Genomic DNA, 19,013 nt, shown 5'->3' with positions numbered 1-19,013 from the left:
CAACAGGGAGCAGGGTATGTCTGGATTGCAGATTGATAATATATCCATGCGTTTTGATTTGCCGAACGGCAGTTCGGTTCAGGCGCTGAAAGACGTCTCGCTTGACCTGAAAGCAGGAGAGCTGCTGTCGGTTCTTGGGCCATCAGGGTGCGGTAAAACAACGCTTTTGAACATCGTCGCGGGCTTTTTGGCACCGACTGAGGGCAAGATCGTTTTGAACGGAAACACGGTTCATGGCCCCGGCGCCGAACGCGGTATGGTGTTTCAACAGGGCGCATTGTTTGAATGGATGTCGGTGCGTGAAAACGTCGGATTTGGCCCGAAAATGAAGGGCATGGCCCAAGGCCAAAAGCGCGAAATCGTGGATCACCTGTTGGATGTCGTGGGCCTGAGCGATTTCAAGGAAAAAGCCGTCTACGAATTGTCTGGTGGGATGCAGCAGCGTGTGGCTTTGGCCCGCTGTCTTGCGAATGAACCTGACGTGATTTTGATGGATGAACCGCTGGGTGCGCTTGATGCGCTGACCCGCGAAAAGATGCAGGGTCTCGTCCTCAAGTTGTGGAAAGAGACTGGCAAAACGATCATCCTGATCACGCATTCGGTCGAAGAAGCACTGCTTTTGGGCGAGCGCCTACTGGTTATGGCTCCGCGTCCGGGACGTATTCACAAAGAATATCGCCTGCCATTTGCGGAAATGGGCGTCGACCAAGACCTGCGGTTCGTCAAAAAAGAACCACAGTTCGCCGAGGTCCGTGAAGAAATTCTGGGCATGATTTGGGACATGGAAGAAGAAATCATGGGCCGGAAGGAGGGTGCGTAATGGATATCATTTCACAACTTAGTGCTGAACTCGTCGCCGTATTGCGCACGCTGTTTTATGCGCTGCCCTATGTTTTTGGGTACATCCTTTTGATCCTTGCTTTCTCTTTTATTTGGCAAGCGGTGAAACGGTTTGTGACGCCAAAACACGACTACGGATCGTTGAAGACAGTAACATTCGGCGATGAAAGCGCTGTGACCTCGAATACGGTCGCGTCTGTGGTGTCGATTGTCTTGATTTTCGTGCTGTGGGGGGCGTTTACCGGATCTAAAATCTTGCCGTCATTCATGCACGCACCGGGCGCGTTTACGGGCGAAGGGTCGTTCACATACACGGTCACAACACCTGACGGGCAAAGCGACGATGCAACCGTAACGGTTGTTGTCTACGAGACCGGCGCGACGGTTGATGCGCCAGAAGTCGACCCCGGCGACGGATTTGCCAAAAACGATAGTATCGCACTGGCCGCTTATCGGTCTGGGTTGTTGCGCGTCGATGAAAACGACGAGATCGGGCGCGACCAAGATGCGACAATCACCGCGATCAATGGCGTGGCGATTGAACCGGGTGGGTCGGTCAGCACCGACTTCGGTCGCGTTGAATTATCGGGCAAAGGCACGCCTAACGTGTATCCCGCAAAAGGCGTTCAGATGGAGCCGATCTGGCTGCCCGCCCCCGAAGCGGTCTGGGCGCGCCTGACCGAAATCGCCACCGAAGGGTATCGGAACTCGACCTTGGCGGAACACCTTGGCTTCTCTCTTTTCCGCGTGATCGTAGGCTTTATCCTTGGCGCGATTGTCGGCATTCCGTTGGGTTATGCGATGGGACTGTCGAACTGGTTCCGTGGTTGGTTCGACCCGATTGTGGAATTCATGCGCCCCGTGCCGCCGCTCGCCTTGATCCCGCTGGTAATCATCTGGGCCGGGATTGGTGAGGTCGGAAAAATCATCCTGCTGTTCCTCGCGGCCCTTTGGATTATGGCGATTGCTGCCCGATCCGGCGTGTCTGGCGTGCGTATCTCGAAGGTCCACGCGGCCTATTCGCTGGGTGCATCGAAGTGGCAAATCATGCGCTACGTCATCATTCCGAACTCGCTACCCGAGATTTTCACCGGCGCACGCGTCGCGATGGGCGTCTGTTGGGGCACCGTTGTTGCGGCTGAATTGGTCGCGGCGGAAAAGGGGGCGGGCATGATGATCATGGTCGCGTCCAAATTCCAATCAACGGATATCGTGCTGATGGGGATCATTTTGATCGGCGTGATCGGCTTTACCATCGACATGCTGATGCGTTGGGCCGAGCGGTGGTTGGTCCCTTGGAAGGGTAAAGGGTAACGCACCCCTCGGATTTCCAAAACCGGATTTCAGCCAACCGAAACACAGCAAGGCAAAGGGTTTTCGCCCTTTGCCTTTTTGCTGTGCCGTGGCCATGTGACCCCATACCAGTAGGGAGAAATTGCATGGCCGAGTACCTAAAAACCGCAAGCCGGACCGCCGAAGAAGACCACGCAGATGTGAGCGTCGTGGTGCGCGGACTGCTGGACGAAATCAAAAAAGGTGGCGAGGCCGCAGCCCAAGAATTGGCCAAACGGTTCGACAAATGGGACGGCCCGATCATCGCATCCCGCGCTGACATTGACGTGGCATCAGCGCGACTGCCCGAACAGGTTAAGAAAGACATTCAATTCGCCCACACGAACGTCCGCAAATTCGCCGCTGCACAGCGCGAGACGATTGTAGACACGCAGGTCGAAATCATGCCGGGTTTGGTCGCCGGGCAAAAACAAATTCCGGTGAACGCGGCTGGTTGCTACGTGCCGGGTGGCCGTTACGCGCATATCGCGTCGGCGATTATGACCGTGACCACCGCAAAAGCGGCTGGCGTTGGCCACGTGATCGCCTGTTCGCCGCCGACACCGGGCAAGGGAATCCCCGACGCAATTCTCTATGCGATGGATCTGTGCGGCGCGGATACGATCTTGAATATGGGTGGCGTACAGGCCGTGGCAACGATGGCGACCGGGCTGTTTGGGCTGCCGAAAGCGGATATTCTGGTGGGGCCGGGCAACGCGTATGTGGCTGAAGCAAAACGGGTTTTGTTCGGTCAGGTTGGCATTGATATGGTGGCCGGACCGACGGATTCACTGGTGCTAGCGGATAGCACGGCGGACCCTGAAATCGTCGCGGTTGATCTGGTGGGGCAGGCGGAACATGGGCCGAATTCGCCTGTGTGGTTGGTCACGGATGACCGCGCATTGGCCGAACAGGTCATCGCCCGCGTACCAGCCTTGATCGAGGCGTTGCCGCAGATGAACGCGGATAGCGCACGGGCGGCATGGCGCGATTATGCAGAGGTGATCCTGTGCGAAAACCGCGAAGAAATCGCCGTTGAATCCGACCGCATCGCGCCGGAACATCTGACCGTGATGTGCACCGATCTGGACTGGTGGTTGTCACGTTTGTCGAACTACGGTTCGTTGTTTTTGGGCGAAGAAACGACGGTGGCGTTCGGCGACAAAGCGGCAGGGCCGAACCACGTGCTGCCGACATCGGGGGCGGCGCGGTACACAGGCGGGTTATTCGTCGGGAAGTTCATGAAAACAGTCACTTGGCAGCGGTCCACCCGAGAAGCGGCGAAATCCGTCGCTGAAACAACCGCCCGTATTTCGCGTATGGAAGGCATGGAAGGTCACGCACGCAGCGCTGATATCCGCCTCGCGAAATTCTTTCCGGATGAGATTTTTGAGTTGGGTGAAGTTGCACACTAGGGTTGCATTTTATTACGCGGGTGATCCAAATGCGGCATGTATTCTGACCTGCTGATTTTGGCCCCTGCGGCTATCGTTTTTGTCGTCCTCATCCTGCTGTCACGCAGGCAGGCCGCGCCTGATGTTGATGTCACAGAGGATGGCCCGCCCGACAATGCGATTGTCGTGGACGGGTCCAATGTCATGTATTGGAGCGGCAAGCCGTCGCTCAAGGTGTTAGCCGGTGTTTTGCGCAGTATTGAGAAGGCCGGCTATGCCCCGATTGTGTTTTTTGACGCAAATGTGGGGTATAAGGTGGGCGAGCGCTACTACACTGAGGAAACGCTCGCACCGCTGATCAAGGTGCGGTTTGACCACATTTGTGTGGTCTCCAGTGGCGTGGTGGCCGATGAATCCATCCTGATGTTCGCGACTGATCATGGTTTACGCATTGTCACAAACGACCAATTCCGCGACTGGCGGGTTAAGTTCCCACATGCCGCCAAAAAGGGCACACTGGTGCGCGGTAAATGGCATGACGGATCGGTAAAATGGGCGCGGCCGTTCAAGGCCTAACCCTATTTTTTACCACCATAGCGCGATTTGCCACCGCGCATCCCGCCGCGTCCACCTGTACTGCGCCCTGATTTCACACCAGCATCGGCGACCGCTTTTTCGACGGCTTGTTGCCGCGCAAGTGGGTCGTCAGACACGGCCAAATCGACGGCTTCGAGACGTTTCACCTCGTCACGCAGACGCGCGGCCTCTTCGAATTCAAGGTTCTCAGCAGCTTTGCGCATGTCGGTCCGCAGCCCGTCGAGCACGGTTTGCAGGTTCCCGCCAGCCAGCGGATTGTCGATTTTCGCGGTGACGCGGTTCATATCAGCGTCGCCTTTGTAGAGGCCCGCCAAGATGTCTTCGACGTTTTTCTTAACGGTTTGCGGCGTGATATTGTGTTCAATATTATAGGCTTGCTGCTTTTCGCGACGTCGTTCGGTTTCCAGCATTGCGCGTTCCATCGATCCGGTAATCCGGTCGGCGTACATGATCACGCGGCCATCCGCATTTCGCGCGGCACGACCGATGGTCTGCACAAGCGAGGTTTCAGAACGCAAGAAACCCTCTTTGTCGGCGTCCAAAATAGCGACTAATCCGCACTCAGGAATGTCGAGACCCTCTCGCAAAAGGTTAATCCCGATCAGCACGTCAAAGGCACCTAGTCGCAGATCGCGCAGGATTTCGATGCGTTCAATCGTGTCGATATCCGAGTGCATATAGCGCACGCGAATGCCCTGTTCATGCATATATTCGGTCAGATCCTCGGCCATACGTTTGGTTAACGTGGTGCACAGCGTGCGGTAGCCAGCGGCGGTCACTTTGCGGACTTCGTCTAGCAGATCGTCCACCTGCGTTCCAACAGGACGGATTTCGATCAGTGGGTCAATCAGGCCAGTCGGGCGAATGATTTGTTCAGCAAACACGCCGCCTGCTTGATCCAACTCCCACGCGCTAGGCGTCGCGGAGACAAAGACCGATTGCGGGCGCATCGCGTCCCATTCTTCGAATTTCAGCGGACGGTTATCCATGCAGGACGGCAGCCGGAAACCATGTTCGGCCAGCGTCATTTTGCGTCTAAAGTCGCCCTTATACATGCCGCCGATTTGCGGGACGGATACGTGAGATTCGTCAGCAAAAACAATGGCATTGTCGGGGATGAATTCGAACAATGTGGGCGGCGGTTCGCCCGGCGCGCGACCCGTCAGATAGCGCGAATAGTTCTCGATCCCGTTGCAAACGCCTGTCGCCTCAAGCATTTCGAGGTCAAAGTTACAGCGTTGTTCCAACCGCTGCGCTTCGAGCAATTTACCTTCGGCGACGAGTTGATCCAGCCGCATTCGCAGTTCTTTTTTGATCCCGATGATCGCTTGGTTCATCGTCGGTTTTGGCGTCACGTAGTGCGAGTTCGCGTAGATGCGAACCTTGTCAAAGGTGCCGGTTTTCTGGCCCGTCAGAGGGTCGAATTCTGTGATACTTTCCAACTCTTCGCCGAAAAATGACAGCTGCCATGCCCGATCATCAAGGTGGGCGGGCCAGACTTCCAGACTGTCGCCACGCACACGAAAACAGCCACGCTGGAAGCCCTGATCGTTGCGGCGATATTGTTGGGCCACAAGATCGGCGATTATCCCGCGTTGGTCATACGTTTTCCCGACGTGGATGTCCTGCGTCATGGCCCCATAGGTTTCGACCGAGCCAATACCGTAGATGCACGACACAGAGGCCACGATGATCACGTCATCGCGTTCCAACAGCGCCCGCGTCGCAGAGTGGCGCATCCGGTCAATTTGTTCGTTAATCTGGCTTTCTTTTTCGATGAACGTGTCAGAGCGGGCAACGTAGGCCTCGGGTTGATAATAATCGTAATAGCTTACGAAATACTCAACGGCATTTTCGGGAAAGAAGCCTTTGAATTCGCCGTATAATTGCGCCGCTAGTGTCTTGTTCGGCGCGAGAATAATCGCGGGTCGCTGGGTCTCTTCGATCACTTTGGCCATCGTGAACGTCTTGCCTGTGCCTGTCGCGCCCAACAGCACTTGGTTTTGTTCGCCCGACATCACGCCCTCGGACAACTCTTTAATGGCTTTGGGCTGGTCGCCGGCGGGATCAAATTCCGTCACCAGTTTAAACGCTTGCCCGCCTTCTAGCTTTTCCCGCGTCCGCACATCGGGGGCAGGGTTCGCCAAAAACGGCATTTCAGGGGACTTATCAGTCTGGGCGTAAGGCATTGCGGGCTCCTGGCGGGGTCCCTTACATTTGGCCTTTCATGCGCCGGCTTCAACCCTTGATTAACGCGGCGACGTGTTTGCACCATTTATTAAGGGCATTGTGCGGGAATCCTTGCAATGTGCGGCCGTTTTTTACATAAGACGCTCATCAAGGAGAAACCCATGCGTGCACGTATTTTTAAGCCTGCGAAAACTGCCATGTCATCTGGTACGGCTAAGACTCGGAAATGGGTTTTAGAGCACGTGAATGAGACGGGCCGTGAAGTTGACCCACTGATGGGGTGGACGTCGTCGTCTGACACGCAAGCGCAAGTGCGCCTGACCTTTGACACCAAAGAAGCCGCGCTAGATTACGCCAAGGATCACGGCATCGACGCCGTTGTTCAGGAACCCAAAACACGCAAAGCAAACGTGCGTGCCGGTGGGTATGGCGAGAATTTTGCGACGAACCGCCGTGGGGCTTGGACCCACTAACCCGTTGTTAAGACGAACATTGCTAATCTCAAGGCGACCAATCGGGTCGCCTTTTTTAATTCTGATGCCCTTGTGGAGCCACCTATGACCATCACCAACCTTGTCACGCATTCAGGCGGTTTCCACGCGGATGAACTGCTGTCTTCCGTTATTTTGACCCAACTTTTCCCCGACGCAAAACTGGTGCGGACGCGGGATCGTGACATGATCACGCCCGGTGCGGATAAGATCATTTACGACGTTGGCGGCGATTTTGACGCAGACGCCCAGATTTTTGACCACCACCAACGGCCTAGCCCGCTGCGTGAAGACGAACAGCCGTACAGCTCTTTTGGTTTGATCTGGGCACATTACGGGCGCGATTATCTGGCAGCGATGAACGTGCCTGAAGATGATATCGACGCGATCCACACGACGTTCGACACGAAATTTGTGTTGCCGATTGATCTGTTGGACAACGGCGCGATGGAACCGTCAGTGGCTGGCCCCTTGTCGGTGATGACATTGCCGTCGTTGCTGGGCAGCCTGAAACCTGTGTTCGACGACCCGTCGCCAACTGCAGATGACGACGCATTTTTCGCAGCGATGCCGATTGCGCGGCGCTTCATCGAGGCATTTATCGCCAACGTCGCTGCCAAAGCCCGTGCGCAAAGCATGGTCGAGGCAGCGATTGAGGCGGCGGGCACATCCGCAATTCTCGAATTGCCAATGGGGATGCCGTACCGCTCTGCGTTGATCAAAGCAGAGGCCGACCACATCTTGTTCGTGGTTAATCCGCGCGGTGATGACTGGACGTTGAACGGCATCAAACTATCGCATGACACGTTCGATCAACGCGCCGATTTGCCGGCTGCATGGGCTGGCTTGACCGACGCCGCATTAGAAGAAGCAAGCGGCGTCAAAGGGGCAAAGTTCTGTCACAACGCCCGTTTCATCGCCGTGGCGAACAGCCGCGATGCGATTTTGGAAATGGCTGAGATTGCTGTGAAAGAAGCGGCTTTGACGGCTGAATAAATGACGCGCCCGCGCTGGCGGGCACGTCCTTTGGCGTTGGGTGGATTAAAACTCGACGCCGATCTGTGCTTTGATCCCTGACCGGAACGGATGTTTCACCAGCTCCATTTCGGTCACGAGATCGGCGAGTTCGATCAGGTCTTCATGCGCGTTGCGGCCCGTCAAAACTACATGCGTCATGGCTGGTTTGTGATCGCGCAGAAATTCCACAACTTCTGCTGCGGACACATAATCATAGCGGATCGCGATGTTGATTTCGTCGAGCAAAACCATGTGGTTGGTCTCGTCCAAGATCAGTTCTTTTGCCTTGGCCCACGCAGCCTGCGCCATTTCCGTATCGCGGCTTTTGTCCTGCGTTTCCCACGTGAAACCCTCGCCCATCGTGTGGAATGCGCAGGTGTCGGTGAATTTCGCGAGGATCAAATCACGCTCGCCTGTGGACATTCCGCCCTTGATAAACTGGACCACGCCGCATTTCATGTCATGTGCGATGCACCGGAAAATCATGCCAAATGCGGCTGATGATTTGCCTTTGCCCTTGCCCGTATGGACGATCACTAGACCCTTTTGATCGGTCTTCGTCGCCATGATTTTATCGCGAGCGGCTTTCTTTTTGGCCATTTTCATCGCGTGGCGGTCGTCGGTGTTTGGCGTATCGGTCATGATGTGGTCCTTTCGGGGATAACCCCAATTTGTAGCGTCGTAGCCACAATCGCAAGCCATGCGCTGCGGCATTGTTTTTTCCCCTCACCGTTTCGTGAAAATGACCTTAGTACGTCAAAAATCGAAATCAGGTTTAGGTCGAGGCGGTTCAGATGCGTTTGTTTTCTATGGTACTTTTTGCAAGTTATCTGGGTGTGGCTGTTTTGGCTGCTGGTGTTTAATCTAACAAATTGGCGATCCGTGCGCGGGCTGAATTAGACTTCGGCTGCCAAAGATCGCGGTCGATAGCCTCTTGCAGGCGTTCGGCGATTTCTTTTAGGGCTGGCGCGTTGTGATCTGCGATGAAGTCGCGGACCGTGTCGTCTTCTAGGAACGCACTTTCCACAAGATCAAAGTGATGGTTGCGCACGGCCCCTGTGGTCGCGGCGAAGGCGAACAGGTAATCGACTGTCGCGGCCATTTCAAACGCGCCTTTGTAGCCGTGGCGCATGACGCCGTTGATCCATTTCGGATTAACCACGCGGGACCGCACGACGCGGCCGATCTCATCTTCGAGTGTGCGGATCACGGGCCGTTCAGGGCGGGAATGGTCGTTGTGGTAGATTGGGCGATCTTGGCCTTGAAGCGTGCTGATCGCCGCCGCCGCGCCGCCCTCAAATTGGTAGTAATCGTCGCTATCAAGAATGTCGTGTTCGCGGTTATCTTGGTTTTGAACAATGGCTTCGGTTTGGGTCAGGCGTTGTTCAAAGGCTTTGCGTTTTTCGGCCCCGTCATTACCTGCACCATAAGCGTAAGACCCCCATGTGAGGTAGGCTTCGCCAAGGTCGGATTTGTCGGACCAGAGCCGTTCGTCGATCATCGCTTGCAGGCCCGCCCCATAAGCGCCCGGTTTTGATCCGAAGACGCGAGCGGTGTCTTCGCCCAGTTTTGCGCGGGCCGCAGCAGGGTTCAGATCGGCTGGTTCGTCGAGGTCTTGCACCGCTTTTGCAGCGGAATCGACGAGCGCGATCAATTGCGGGAATGCGTCGCGGAAGAAGCCGGATATGCGCAAGGTGATGTCAACGCGCGGGCGGCCAAGCACGCCTTGGGGCAGGATTTCAAAGCCTGTGACGCGGCGGTTCGCGCTGTCCCATTTCGGTTTTACACCCATCAAAGCAAGGGCTTGCGCGATGTCGTCGCCGCCCGTGCGCATGTTGGCGGTGCCCCAAGCGGTGAGCAACATGGTGCGCGGCCAGTCCCCGTGGTCTTGCAGGTGTTTCTCAATCAGCAGGTTTGCGGATTTCCACCCAAGCGCCCAAGCTGTCGGTGTCGGCACGGCACGGCTATCGACCGAGTAGAAATTGCGCCCTGTTGGCAGCGTGTCGAGCCGTCCTCGCGTGGGCGCACCGGACGGGCCCGGCGCGACGAAGTGCCCTGCAAGGGCGGTGAGAAGCGCCGCCGACTCGGCTGGGCCGCATTGCGTGACTTTGGGGGTGATGTTCGCCGCGATCTCGTCGAGGACGGGTTGTGACGCTCGTGGGTCTACGCCCACATCGCCCCACCCGCCGTCCCGCAACAGGTGTTGGGACAGGATTTCAAGGCGTTCCACCGTGTCGCCGTTTGTGCGCCATGTGTCCGTTGTGAGGTCTTTGAGGTGGTCAGGTTTTTCGGGCGCAGGTGCGGCCAAATCGCAATCGAGCGGGTCGATTGAGATTTTGAGGTCTGTAGCAATTGCCCGCAACAGTGATGCGTTCCCGGCTTTGCCATCGCCGCGAGGCACGCGGGCGAGCGCGATTGTGAGGTCGCGTGCAAGGCCGTCGGTCGGGGATTGACCAAAGATGTGCAGGCCGTCGCGGATTTGGGCCTCTTTGAGTTCGCAGAGATAGGCGTCGAGTTTCGCGAGGTCGCCGTCTTGGTCGCCTGTGAAAGCCGCGTCTTTGGCGAGGCCGGAGACGTCAGAGAGCGACAGGATTTCGCGACGTAGGTGTTCAATCCGGCGTGGATCGACGCCTGCTGCCTCATAATATTCGTCCACCAATGCTTCAAGATCGCGCAGGGGGCCGTAGCTTTCCGCGCGTGTCAGTGGCGGTGTCAGGTGGTCGATGATGACGGCTGACGTGCGGCGTTTGGCTTGTGTCCCTTCGCCCGGATCGTTGACGATGAAGGGGTAGATGTGGGGCGTTGGGCCGAACACGGCTTCGGGCCAGCAGGTTTCTGATAGTGCTACTGCTTTACCCGGAAGCCATTCGAGGTTGCCGTGTTTGCCCATATGAATAAGGGCATCGGCGTTCCAGTGGTGGCGCAGGTAGAAGTAGAACGCGAGGTAATTGTGTGGCGGTACGAGGTCAGGCGAGTGGTAGGTTTCGGTCGGGTCGATATTGTAGCCGCGTGCAGGTTGTAGGGCCACGACGGCGTTTCCAAAGTGATGGATCGACAGTTTAAAGCCGGTGGTGCCATTGAGTTGTTTTGGCGAAATGAAGGGGTCTGCGTCGGGTGCGCCCCAGCGGTCGGTAATCTGTTGTTTGACGTCCCAAGGCAGGGCCTTGAAGTGTTCTTCGTAGATATCGAGCGACAGGAACGCGCCGCCGTCGGTGTCAGCCCGATCTGTGAGCCAGTTTGTTGGCCCTGCCATGATTTGGTCCATGAGCGTTTTGCTATCGGCGGGTACATTTACCGTATAACCCGCGTCTTTCAAAAGCGTTAACGCGTGGATCGTTGCGGCTGGTGTGTCGAGGCCCACGCCGTTCGCGAGGCGGCCGTCTTTGTTGGGGTAGTTGGCGAGGATCAGTGCTGCTTTTTTATCCTTGGCAGGCGTGGCGCGGAGGTGCGCCCAATTTGCGGTGAGTTGTGTGACGAAATCGATGCGATCGCCACGGGCTGCATAGGTGGCGATGGGGCATTCTGTGGCCTCGTCAAAGTAGGCTTCGCCCTTAAAACTAACGGCGCGGGAGAGAATTCTGCCATCGACTTCTGGCAGGGCAACGTTCATGGCGATGTCGCGGGCCGAGAGGCCTTGGGGGCTGTCATTCCATGCGGTTTCAGAGGCGCTGGACAGGATGACTTGGAACACGGGTGATTGGTTCGCGGAGGTCATGGTTAGCGGATTTTGTGGGCTGTCGTCGCCGTCGTGCGGGGAGCCTACTGCGAAGGCTGTGCAGTTCAAAATGACTGATGGTTCAAAGGCTTGGAAGATTTGGTCCAAGGTCGCGACGGACAATGGATCTTTGAGTGACGCCACGAAAATGGGGATCGGTTGTAGCCCTGCGCGGAGCAGGGATTTGGTCAGGCGATTGATCGGGTTCAGCCCGCCGCCCTGCACCAAAGCACGGTAAAAAATGATTGGCACAATGCGTGCACCGGGCGTGCACAAGGCGTGCACAGCGTTGACAGTTGTGATGCCTTTGCCGGGCCAATAGATTCCCGCGCGCAGCAGCGGGCTGGCCGCTGCTGGTTTGTCGCCGCCGTGGATCATTGTCTTGGCATATGCGAGCGCGTTGATGCTGTTTTGCGGTCCACCTTCGACGAGGTAGGACCAGAGCGCGTCGTAATCATCGTTTGAACATGTGCTGAGGTCGCGCAGTTCAGCGTCGGGTTTGTCGTCACCGGGCAGAGCGACGAAAGTCACGCCGGATTCGCGTAAGCGGGCTGCGTATTGCACAAGGCCGTATTTCCAGTAGCCCGCACCGCCGAGCACACGTGCGATGACGAGTTTGGATTTGGTGGCGCAATTGTCGAGGTGCAGATCCACAGACATCGGGTGCTGGAGGTGCATCATATTGGCGAGCCGTAGCGTTGGCGCGTCCTGCATTTCAGCCCGCGCTTCGGACAAGGCTGCCAGTTCGGTATCCGCTGCGGAGATCACAATGATATCGGCGGGCGTTTGCCCCAGATCGACCGGTTCCTGACCGTCGTCGATTGCACCGGGGGTCGCGGCTAGTAGGTGCATCTGGTTTTGCCTCGTGTTAAGTGCGCGTCAAATGAGAGGTCGAAGACATGGATTATAAAGCTGCAGGTTCGCCCAAGAAGGGCAAAAACCAACCGAGACATAGTGAGCATAACGCCCACGGGTCCGGCAAAAAGCCGTTTGGTGCGCGCGAAACAAAAGCTGAATTGCTGGCGCGGATGAAGGCGGCGGCTGAGGCTAAGAAGGACGACGCGTAGTCCGCAAAGGCGGCGCTGATTGGGGGCCAGCCCCCAAGCCCCCGGGATATAGAAGAAGTCAAAGAAACTGGGGTGGCTGTGCGTCATGTCAGGGGTTTTTCCATGAAGATGGAAGACCCTGCGATGATGTATGGGCCGAAGACGCCACAACGGGTGAAGCCGTGGCGTTCGTAAAGACGGTGCGCTGCGTGTAGCAGGTCGCCTGTTTCCAGTTTCATGATTTGGACACCTGCATCGCGGGCGGTGTCTTCGAGTTGGCGTAGGATTGCGCCTGCCACGCCTTTGCCGCGTGCGGATTCGGCGACGAACATGGATTTCACTTCGGCGTAGTCGGGTTTCAGCGCGATGGCGCCTGTCCCCAGAACTGTGCCGCCTTCGCGGGCCGTGTAGAATTTAATGTCGGGCGACACGAGGTCGTCGATATCGAGGTAGAAGTTATCTTCGGGCGGAAACAGGGATTCCATCAGCGCATGGCTTTGCTTGAGCAGCGCTGTGGTTTCGGGTTCACGCGGGTCTGTTTCCGCCACGATGATCATGCTGTCAGGGCTTTTGTGATTGCGGCTTGGTCGAGGCCAGCTTCGCCGATCACCACGAGGCGGGTTTCGCGGGGTGCGTCGCCGAAGGGTTGATCGAAGTAAGTGTCCACGCGGGGGCCGACGGCTTGCAGGGTTTGCCGCATTGGTTTGCCTGCGACCGCGACAAACCCTTTGAGGCGCAGGATATTGTGGGCGCGGATTGTGTCGGTGACTTGGCTAACAAATGCAGCTGAATCGGCGATTTCACCGCGTGTGACAATGAAGGACTCGAATTCGTCGTGGCCGTGTTCATGTTCGTGATGATGATCGTCGTGGTGGTCATCGTCGTCATCGTGGTGGTGATGATGGTGGTGGATTTCGTGGCGTGCTTCGAGGTCGGATTCAGAGCCTACGCCTTGGCCGAGCAGCACATCAACGGGCAGTGCGCCCATGGATGCTTTGACGACTTGAACGCCTGCGCGGGCGTCTGTTTTGAGTTTGGTCACCAGCGTCGTGACCTCGTCGTCTGTCAGCAAGTCTGCTTTGTTCACCACGATCATGTCGGCGCAGGCGATCTGGTCTTCGAACAGTTCGGATAGCGGTGTTTCGTGGTCGAGGTTTTCGTCCTGCGCCCGTTGCGCGTCAACTGCCGCGATGTTGTGCGCGAATTGGCCGTCTGTGACTGCGCGTCCGTCTACCACTGTGACGACGCCATCTACTGTCACTTTGGTCGAAATGCCGGGCCAGTTGAACGCACGCACCAGCGGTTGTGGCAGCGCGAGGCCAGAGGTTTCAATCACGATATGGTCAGGCTTTGGATCACGCGCCAAAAGCTGTTCCATCGTCGGGATAAAGTCGTCGGCCACGGTGCAGCAGATGCAGCCGTTAGACAGTTCAACGATATCGTCTTTGCTGCAAACCTCGTCGCCGCAGCCTTTGAGGATATCGCCATCAACGCCTAAGTCGCCGAATTCATTGATGATAAGCGCGATCCGTTTGCCTTGGGCGTTTTGCAGCATGTGGCGGATCAGCGTGGTTTTACCGGCCCCAAGGAAACCTGTGACGACGGTGGCGGGGATTTTAGCGGCCATGTGAGATGCCTTTGTTAAGAGATGTTTCAAACGACATAACGGCCCCAGGAGGGACCGTCATGCCATGTACGAATGTGTGTGATTACGCAGCGTAGAGGCGGTCGGATACCAGACCGGATTTTTCCAAGCCGCGTAGGGCTTTGGCACCTGCGAGGACGCCAAGATCGACGAGCGGTTCCAGCAGGATCACGGTCATGTAAGCCGCGCCAAAGCTGAGAACGGAAGCCGTGTTTTCAGCGCCGAAGCCTTGGCCGTAGAATGCCCAGAACGCGACCCACGCGACGATGCCGCCTTGGTAAGTCACGGACATGGCGAGTGCTTGCTTGTAGGTCAGATCAACGTAGGCGGTGCCTTTGGCGATCAGTGTTTTGGTCACGGCGTGCAGGCCGAGCAGTGGCACGAGCAGCGTGGTCAGGTTCATGCCGTATTGCGGCAGATCGAAGGGAGAGAACAGCAAGCCTTGCAGTAGTAAACCGAGCGCGAGGCCAATGGCGGCGGGGGCCGTGCCGAGCATCAAGAGCAGGGTGGAGCCCATGATGAGGTGCACTTCTGACACGCCGACGGCCATGTGCGGGAGCAGTTCAAAGAAGATGATTGTGGCAAGTGTCGCGATTGCGCCGCGCCCGATCAGGGATAATGCGCCGCGTGCGACGAGATTTTCCCAAATGAGTTTGCCGGAATAGGCCACGGCGCCTGCCGCTGTTGCGTAAGACAGGACGATTTTCGCGCCGGTCACAATGCCAGGTTCGATGTGCATAGTACGTATCCTTTGTTCACCGCCATCCCCGGCGGTTGTTCCAATATGTTGCAAGGCCGGTCTCCTGGCTTGCGGGTCGATGCGCTTTGTTGCCTTCCCGGTTGCCCAATTTCTTGGTGCCCCAGTGGCGTCTTAACAAAACACTCTCCGCATACAGTCGCGGGGGCGGCTGTGGTTTTAGGCCTCCCGATTTGGGATCGGCCCGTCCACATTCCCGTTTGATCCCCTGATGCTTTGCACCGTGCGGGGAACCATGCCCATGTTTTGTGCGCTGAGGGCGGCGGGGCGTCAAGGATGAAACCGACGGGTTTACGGGGTGATGCGGCGCTGTGGCTGGGCGGTGGTCGCATTTTCTTGAAAATTCGGATGCCTCCGGCGGGAGTTGTTTTGGCGAAATGAAGGGGAAGGTTGCGCAATATCTTGTGGATAAGTGGCCGGATTGCGCCAGATGCGGGGCGGGTTTGTTGACACTGGCAGGGCAGTGGGGCGATTGTACCGTTTCGTTAGAATCATCTTGGGTTGGACCTCGTGCGTTTTAGTAAGCTTCGTTTGAATGGCTTTAAGAGCTTCGTGGATCCGACTGAACTGGTGATCGCGGATGGTTTGACGGGCGTCGTTGGGCCAAATGGCTGCGGGAAATCCAATCTGTTGGAAGCGTTGCGTTGGGTCATGGGCGAGAATCGCGCCAAGGCGATGCGTGGCGGCGGCATGGAAGATGTGATTTTTGCTGGTACAGTGACGCGGCCTGCGCGGAACTTTGCGGAAGTGTCGCTGCACATTGATAACTTTGACCGGCTTGCCCCTGCTGCGTTTAACGACACGGACAATTTGGAAGTTGTGCGCCGGATTACCCGTGATGCGGGGTCTGCGTATAAGGTCAGCACCAAAGACGTTCGCGCCCGTGATGTGCAGATGTTGTTTGCAGATGCGTCAACCGGTGCCCATTCGCCTGCGCTGGTGCGTCAGGGTCAGATTGCGGAACTGATCAACGCAAAGCCCAAGGCTCGTCGCCGGATTTTGGAAGAAGCGGCAGGGATTTCCGGTCTGTATCAGCGCCGCCATGAGGCTGAGTTGAAGTTGAAAGGCGCGGAAACCAATTTGACCCGCGTTGATGATGTGGTTGAGCAATTGGCATCGCAGTTGTCGCAACTTGCGCGTCAGGCGCGCCAAGCGGCGAAGTATCGCGAAATTGGCGATGCGTTGCGGCAGGCCGAGGGCATGTTGCTGTATCGCCGTTGGCGCGAGGCAGATGAAGGTTTGATCGCAGCGACGACGCAGTTGCGCGACCGCACGACGGCTGCGAAAGCGGCTGAAAAGGATGCACTGCAAGCTGGCACCGCGCGGCAATTGGCTGAGGAAGCATTGCCAGCCTTGCGCGAAGAGGAAGCGATTGCGGCGGCAGTATTGCAGCGGTTGATGGTTCAGCGCGATACGCTGAAAGAGCAGGAAAGCCGCGCGGTTGAGACGATTGCGACGCTGGAATCGCGGATCGAGCAGCTGACCAAAGATATGGATCGCGAAGGCGGGTTGAACCGTGATGCGGGTGACACGATTGAGCGGTTAGAGTGGGAAGCCACCGAGATCGCCAAGGCTGGTGTTGGTCACGAAGACGCGTTGGAAGAGGCGAATGCGGCGGCCCGCGAGGGTGCTGCGAAGCTGCAAGAGCGCGAAGATGATTTGCAGGCGTTGACCGAGGATGTGGCCCGTTTGGCGGCGCGTCATCAGTCTGCGAAACGTTTGCTGGATGATTGCCGCACGACGCTTGAGAAAAACGAGACCGAAGCCGCGCGTGCTAAGGATGCGATGGGCGCTGCGCGTGAGGCGTTGGCGAAAGCCGAGGCGGATTTTGCCGCGGCGGGCGAGGCCGAAGAGCAGGCGGTTGCGACGGCTGAGAATGCGGATGAGACGTTGGTCGAGACCGAAGCCGCCCGCGCTGAATGTCAGACGATGGAAAGCGATGCGCGGTCCCAGCGGTCAGAGGCCGAAGGCGAGGCGAATGCACTGCGTGCAGAGGTCAATGCGCTGGCGAAACTGGTCGAACGCGATACGGCTGAGGGTGGGCAGGTCTTGGACCTGCTGACGGTGAAGTCGGGCTATGAAAAGGCGCTGGGTGCTGCCTTGGCTGACGATCTGCGCGCCCCTGCGATTTCGCCTGATGCCGCGTCTGGTTGGGCGAATTTGCCTGCGTATTTATCGGTGCAGGCTTTGCCGGATTCGGTGCAACCATTGACCGAATTTGTTGATGTGCCTGAGGTGCTTGAGCGCCGGATGTCCCAAGTGGGCTTGGTCCGCCAAGAAGAAGGCGCACAGTTGCAAGCGGTTTTGAAACCGGGTCAGCGGCTTGTGTCTGTTGAGGGCGATGTCTGGCGCTGGGACGGGTTCCGTGCTGCGTCAGAGGATGCCCCGTCAGCGGCTGCCTTGCGGTTGCAGCAGTTGAACCGTTTGGTCGAGCTAAAGCGCGATTTGGAAGAAGTGTCGGCGCGGGCCACGGGCGCAGCACAAGCCCACGAGATTCTGACGCGGCGATTGAAGGATTTGACCGACGCGGACCAACAGGCCCGCACGGCGCGGCGCAATGCGGACCGTTTGGTCGCTGATGCGAACAGGGCGGCGTCGCGTGCCGAAGCGGATCGTGATCTGGCGGAGGGCAAGCTAGAGGCGTCAGGTCTCGCGATGAAACGCTACGAGGACGAGGCGACAGTGGCGCGGCGTGCGTTGGTTGAAGCAGAGAATGCGGCGACTGGGCTAGAGGATTTGCCAGAGGCGCGTGGTCGCGTTGAAGATATCAAGATGACCGTAGAGGCGGCGCGGATCATGATGATGACCCGCAGGTCTGCACACGACGAATTGCGCCGCGAAGGTGATGCGCGGTTGAAGCGGTCGCAAGAGATCACGAAAGAGGTCTCTGGCTGGAAATATCGTTTGGAAACAGCGAATAAACGGACATCAGAACTGGCTGATCGGCGATCTGTATCCGAGGCGGAATTGCTTGAAGCGGCAGCGGCCCCAGAGGAAATCGCAGAGAAACGGGCTGAGTTGGCCGATGCGATTGACGAGGCCGAAGGGCGGCGGATGGCTGCGGCGGATGTGCTGGTGACGGGTGAGACGGCGTTGCGCAATGCGGCTGTCGCGGAGCGCGATGCGGAGCGCACAGCGTCTGAGGCACGCGAAGCACGGGCGCGGTCAGAGGCGCGGTCGGATGCGGCTAAGGAAACGGTTGCCTATGCCGAAGAACGGATCATGGAAAGCCAAGACATGTTGCCAGCAGAGTTGCTGGCGCGATTGGACGTCGCGGTCGAGGACATGCCTGCGGCTGAGGTTATTGAAGGTCAGGTGAACGGGTTTAAGCGCCAGCGGGATGCCTTGGGGGCCGTGAATTTGCGGGCTGAGGAAGACGCGAAAGAGGTACAGACTGAGCATGACCTGCTGGTAAATGAGAAGTCCGATTTGGAAGGCGCGATTGCCACGCTGCGGACTGGGATTGCGTCGTTGAACAAGGAAGGTCGCGAGCGGCTGCTGACGGCTTTTGAACAGGTGAACGAGAACTTTGGTCTGTTGTTCACCCACTTGTTTGGCGGCGGCGAAGCGCGGTTGGAATTGGTGGAATCGGATGATCCGCTGGATGCGGGCCTTGAGATACTGTGTCAGCCACCGGGTAAGAAGTTGTCGACATTGTCGTTGCTGTCCGGTGGAGAGCAAACGCTGACGGCGATGGCGTTGATCTTTGCGGTGTTCCTCGCGAACCCCGCCCCGATTTGTGTGCTGGACGAGGTGGATGCGCCGTTGGATGATGCAAACGTGAACCGGTTCTGTGATATGCTGGACGAGATGACGCGGCGCACGGATACGCGGTTCCTGATCATCACGCACCATGCGGTGACGATGTCGCGGATGGATCGGTTGTTTGGTGTGACGATGGGCGAGCAGGGCGTGTCGCAGCTTGTGTCGGTTGATCTGAAAAAGGCCGAGGCGATGGTTGCTTGAGTTGACGACGGGGTGACGCGCGG

The 19,013-nt window shown here is 57.5% G+C and carries 14 protein-coding genes and 1 riboswitch; of the genes, 8 read left to right on the top strand and 6 right to left on the bottom strand.

The genetic code is table 11. The features are described from left to right. Positions 1-16 precede the first annotated feature (16 nt). The 4 genes from FHS72_RS03260 (at position 17) to FHS72_RS03245 (ending at position 4,142) form a co-directional block, all read left to right on the top strand. Complete coding sequence (locus FHS72_RS03260; RefSeq protein WP_183525534.1) at positions 17-820, top strand: taurine ABC transporter ATP-binding protein; 804 nt, start codon at positions 17-19, stop codon at positions 818-820. Beyond that, on the top strand, positions 820-2,154 hold the full coding sequence (locus FHS72_RS03255; protein ID WP_183525531.1) for an ABC transporter permease subunit: 1,335 nt from the start codon (positions 820-822) through the stop codon (positions 2,152-2,154). Before FHS72_RS03260 ends, FHS72_RS03255 begins: the two co-directional genes overlap by 1 nt. A 125-nt stretch (positions 2,155-2,279) precedes the next feature. Further along, positions 2,280-3,587, top strand: coding sequence for a histidinol dehydrogenase (gene hisD, locus FHS72_RS03250; protein ID WP_183525528.1), 1,308 nt, complete (start codon positions 2,280-2,282; stop codon positions 3,585-3,587). Between the two features lie 36 nt (positions 3,588-3,623). Then, complete coding sequence (locus tag FHS72_RS03245; RefSeq protein ID WP_183525525.1) at positions 3,624-4,142, top strand: NYN domain-containing protein; 519 nt, start codon at positions 3,624-3,626, stop codon at positions 4,140-4,142. A 2-nt stretch (positions 4,143-4,144) separates the two neighbouring features. Here the strand turns inward: FHS72_RS03245 and uvrB are convergent, their stop codons facing one another. Continuing rightward, the gene (gene uvrB / locus FHS72_RS03240) at positions 4,145-6,352 is read right to left on the bottom strand and encodes an excinuclease ABC subunit UvrB (protein WP_281378236.1); all 2,208 of its coding nucleotides are present in this window, start codon (positions 6,350-6,352) and stop codon (positions 4,145-4,147) included. Positions 6,353-6,514: 162 nt separating this feature from the next. Between uvrB and FHS72_RS03235 the strand changes: the two genes are divergently transcribed. Together FHS72_RS03235 and FHS72_RS03230 are read left to right on the top strand one after the other, a co-directional pair. Then, complete coding sequence (locus FHS72_RS03235; RefSeq protein ID WP_183525522.1) at positions 6,515-6,826, top strand: ETC complex I subunit; 312 nt, start codon at positions 6,515-6,517, stop codon at positions 6,824-6,826. 84 nt (positions 6,827-6,910) lie between these two features. Further along, positions 6,911-7,840 carry an MYG1 family protein gene (locus tag FHS72_RS03230; protein WP_183525519.1) on the top strand — a complete coding sequence of 310 codons (930 nt, stop codon included), beginning with the start codon at positions 6,911-6,913 and terminating at the stop codon, positions 7,838-7,840. A 45-nt stretch (positions 7,841-7,885) separates the two neighbouring features. On the opposite strand, the gene cobO is transcribed toward FHS72_RS03230, so the two are convergent. After that, positions 7,886-8,503: a cob(I)yrinic acid a,c-diamide adenosyltransferase gene (gene cobO / locus FHS72_RS03225; protein WP_183525516.1), complete on the bottom strand. Its 618-nt coding sequence runs from the start codon at positions 8,501-8,503 to the stop codon at positions 7,886-7,888. Positions 8,504-8,720: 217 nt separating this feature from the next. Continuing rightward, positions 8,721-12,428: a cobaltochelatase subunit CobN gene (cobN, locus tag FHS72_RS03220; RefSeq protein ID WP_183525514.1), complete on the bottom strand. Its 3,708-nt coding sequence runs from the start codon at positions 12,426-12,428 to the stop codon at positions 8,721-8,723. A 47-nt stretch (positions 12,429-12,475) separates the two neighbouring features. On the opposite strand from cobN, the gene FHS72_RS03215 reads away from it, so the two are divergent. Continuing rightward, a complete protein-coding gene (locus FHS72_RS03215; protein ID WP_183525511.1) occupies positions 12,476-12,643 on the top strand; it encodes a hypothetical protein in 168 nt (55 codons plus the stop codon). A gap of 83 nt (positions 12,644-12,726) precedes the next feature. On the opposite strand, the gene FHS72_RS03210 is transcribed toward FHS72_RS03215, so the two are convergent. From FHS72_RS03210 to FHS72_RS03200, 3 genes are all read right to left on the bottom strand, one after another. Further along, positions 12,727-13,179, bottom strand: a complete 453-nt coding sequence (locus FHS72_RS03210; protein WP_183525508.1) for a GNAT family N-acetyltransferase — start codon at positions 13,177-13,179, stop codon at positions 12,727-12,729. Next, positions 13,176-14,249 carry a cobalamin biosynthesis protein CobW gene (gene cobW / locus FHS72_RS03205; RefSeq protein ID WP_183525506.1) on the bottom strand — a complete coding sequence of 358 codons (1,074 nt, stop codon included), beginning with the start codon at positions 14,247-14,249 and terminating at the stop codon, positions 13,176-13,178. Before cobW ends, FHS72_RS03210 begins: the two co-directional genes overlap by 4 nt. 82 nt (positions 14,250-14,331) lie before the next feature. Further along, the gene (locus FHS72_RS03200; RefSeq protein WP_183525503.1) at positions 14,332-15,006 is read right to left on the bottom strand and encodes an energy-coupling factor ABC transporter permease; all 675 of its coding nucleotides are present in this window, start codon (positions 15,004-15,006) and stop codon (positions 14,332-14,334) included. A 37-nt stretch (positions 15,007-15,043) separates the two neighbouring features. Then, positions 15,044-15,276: riboswitch (cobalamin riboswitch) on the bottom strand. Between the two features lie 258 nt (positions 15,277-15,534). On the opposite strand from FHS72_RS03200, the gene smc reads away from it, so the two are divergent. After that, positions 15,535-18,990 (top strand): chromosome segregation protein SMC, encoded by a 3,456-nt coding sequence (gene smc / locus FHS72_RS03195; protein WP_183525500.1) that lies wholly within the window; start codon positions 15,535-15,537, stop codon positions 18,988-18,990. Positions 18,991-19,013: the final 23 nt, after the last annotated feature.

The sequence above is a fragment of the Yoonia ponticola genome (genome assembly GCF_014199395.1).
Classification (GTDB): domain Bacteria; phylum Pseudomonadota; class Alphaproteobacteria; order Rhodobacterales; family Rhodobacteraceae; genus Yoonia; species Yoonia ponticola.
The sequence above is the reverse complement of the archived record's forward strand: the minus strand, read 5'-3'. Positions and strand labels throughout refer to the sequence as shown.